Below are 2,359 nucleotides of genomic sequence, written 5' to 3' on the forward strand. Positions count from 1 at the left end.
GCGTGGCGGTCGCGATGCCGGACAGGCGGCACAGGATGTTCAGCGCGCTGCGCTCGGCGGTCAGCAGGTCACGCGTGCGCGTAGTGACCGAAAGCAGCTTCTGCCCGGCCTCGACCCGGTCGCCGTCCTCGACGTGCCGCTCGACCTCGAACTCGTCCGTGCAGACCACGGAGAGCACGGCCTCGGCGACCCGGAGGCCCGCCACGACGCCCGCCTCGCGCGCGGTGAAGTCGCCGGTGGCCACCGCCTCCTCGGGGATGGTGGCGACGGTCGTCACGTCCACACCGCCGTCCAGGTCCTCCTGGATGGCCACGTTGGCGACGTCCTCGACCTCGATCGGGTCGAGCCCGGCGGCGGCCAGCAGTTCGGCGAGCGCGGGGTCGAGCCCGCTCTCCAGGTACTCCTCGTCGCCCTCGGCGCCGCAGGCGCAGCCGTCGCCGCAGCCACCGGTGGGAGTGAGGGGAAGGTCGTCGGTGCTCACGTTGGTCACTGCTCCTGGGCGCTGGGGTGTTACCGGGTAGGGGGGAAGTCTGCGGTGTCCGTGGTGCGTACGGCCAGCGACCGGTCCGGATTGAGCCGTACGACGATGTGCCGCCGCCAGTGTGCGTCGTCGCGCTCGGCGGTGTCCTCGCGCCAGTGGCAGCCGCGGGTCTCCTCACGGAGCCGTGCGGCGGCGACCAGGACGCGGGCGACGCACAGGAGGTTGGTGGCCTCCCAGGTGTCGACGCCGGGCTCGGCGGTCTTGCCGTTCTCGGCGAGGACGTCACGAGCGTCCGTGTGCAGCTGCTGCAGCTGTTCGGCGGCCCCGGCGAGGGACTCCTCGGAGCGCAGGACGGCGGCGCCCTCGGTCATGATCCGCTGGATGGCGAAGCGGGTCTCGGGGGCGAGCAGCGGGTGCGCGGGCTTCTCGGGGTGCGGGACCGGTACGGGCACGCGCGCGTGGAGGCCGTTCTCGGCACGGGTCGCGGCGATGTCGTCGGCGATCCGCTCGGCGTAGACGAGGCCTTCGAGGAGGGAGTTGGAGGCGAGCCGGTTGGCGCCGTGCACACCCGTGCAGGCGACCTCTCCGCACGCGTACAGGCCGGGCACGGTCGTACGGCCCCGGGCGTCGGTGCGGACGCCTCCGGAGGCGTAGTGAGCGGCCGGGGCGATCGGGATGGGCTCGGTGACCGGGTCGATGCCGTTGGCGCGGCAGGCGGCCAGGATGGTCGGGAAGCGGTGCTCCCACATCTCGGCGCCGAAGTGCCGCGCGTCGAGGAACATGTGCTCGGCGCCCTGCTCCAGCATCCGCCGCATGATGCCCTTGGCGACGATGTCCCGGGGCGCCAGCTCGGCCAGCTCGTGCTGCCCGACCATGAAGCGCACGCCGTCGCCGTCGACCAGGTGGGCGCCCTCGCCGCGCACCGCCTCGGAGACCAGCGGCTGCTGGCCCTCGGCGTCCGGGCCGAGGAACAGCACGGTCGGGTGGAACTGCACGAACTCCAGGTCGGAGACCTCCGCGCCCGCGCGCAGCGCCAGCGCCACGCCGTCACCGGTCGACACGGACGGGTTGGTGGTCGCGGAGAACACCTGGCCCATGCCGCCGGTCGCGAGGACCACCGCGGGGGCGTGCACGGCGCCCACGCCGTCGTGCTGGCCCTCACCCATCACGTGCAGCGTGACGCCGGCCGTACGGCCCTCGGCGTCGGTCAGCAGGTCCAGCACGAGCGCGTTCTCGATGGCGCGCAGCCCACGCGCGCGCGTGGCCTCCACGAGTGCACGGGAGACCTCGGCACCGCTCGCGTCGCCTCCCGCGTGCGCGATCCGGCGCCGGCGGTGGCCGCCCTCGCGGGTGAGGTGGATGTCGCCCTCGTCGTCGGTGTCGAAGTGGGCGCCGGTGGAGATCAGCCGCCGTACGGCGTCGGGGCCCTCGGTGACGAGGATCCGTACGGCCTCCTCGTCGCACAGGCCCGCTCCGGCCACCAGGGTGTCCTCAAGGTGCTGTTCGGGCGTGTCGCCCTCGCCGATCGCGGCGGCGATACCGCCCTGCGCCCAGCGCGTGGAGCCGTCGTCGAGGCGGGCCTTGGTGACGACGACGGTCGTCAGGCCCGCAGCCTCGCAGCGCAGGGCCGCGGTCAGACCGGCCACTCCGGAACCGACGACGACCACGTCCGCGGAGATGGCCCAGCCGGGGGCGGGCGCGTGCAGTCGTATGCCTGTGCTGGTGCCTGTGCTGGTCACGAGGCGGCTCCGAAGGTGAGAGGAAGGTTGTCGATCAGCCGGGTCGTGCCGACCCGCGCGGCGACGGCGAGGACGGCCTCGCCGGTGAAGCCGTCGCCGATCTCCGTGAAGTCGGACGGGTCGACGAGGGCGAGATAGT

The 2,359-nt window shown here is 73.5% G+C and carries 2 protein-coding genes and 1 pseudogene; all 3 read right to left on the reverse strand.

The features are described from left to right. On the reverse strand, positions 1 to 481 hold a 481-nt coding region (locus M878_RS99930), incomplete at its 3' end, for a nicotinate-nucleotide diphosphorylase (protein WP_037730693.1). Between the two features lie 29 nt (positions 482 to 510). Next, entirely contained in the window at positions 511 to 2,220 is a 1,710-nt protein-coding gene (locus tag M878_RS67310) for an L-aspartate oxidase (RefSeq protein WP_023547683.1), read from the reverse strand. After that, positions 2,217 to 2,359, reverse strand: a pseudogene (locus M878_RS99935) (pantoate--beta-alanine ligase); the annotation flags it as partial. The gene M878_RS67310 and the pseudogene M878_RS99935, both read right to left, overlap by 4 nt.

The organism is Streptomyces roseochromogenus subsp. oscitans DS 12.976 (assembly GCF_000497445.1).
GTDB lineage: Bacteria > Actinomycetota > Actinomycetes > Streptomycetales > Streptomycetaceae > Streptomyces > Streptomyces oscitans.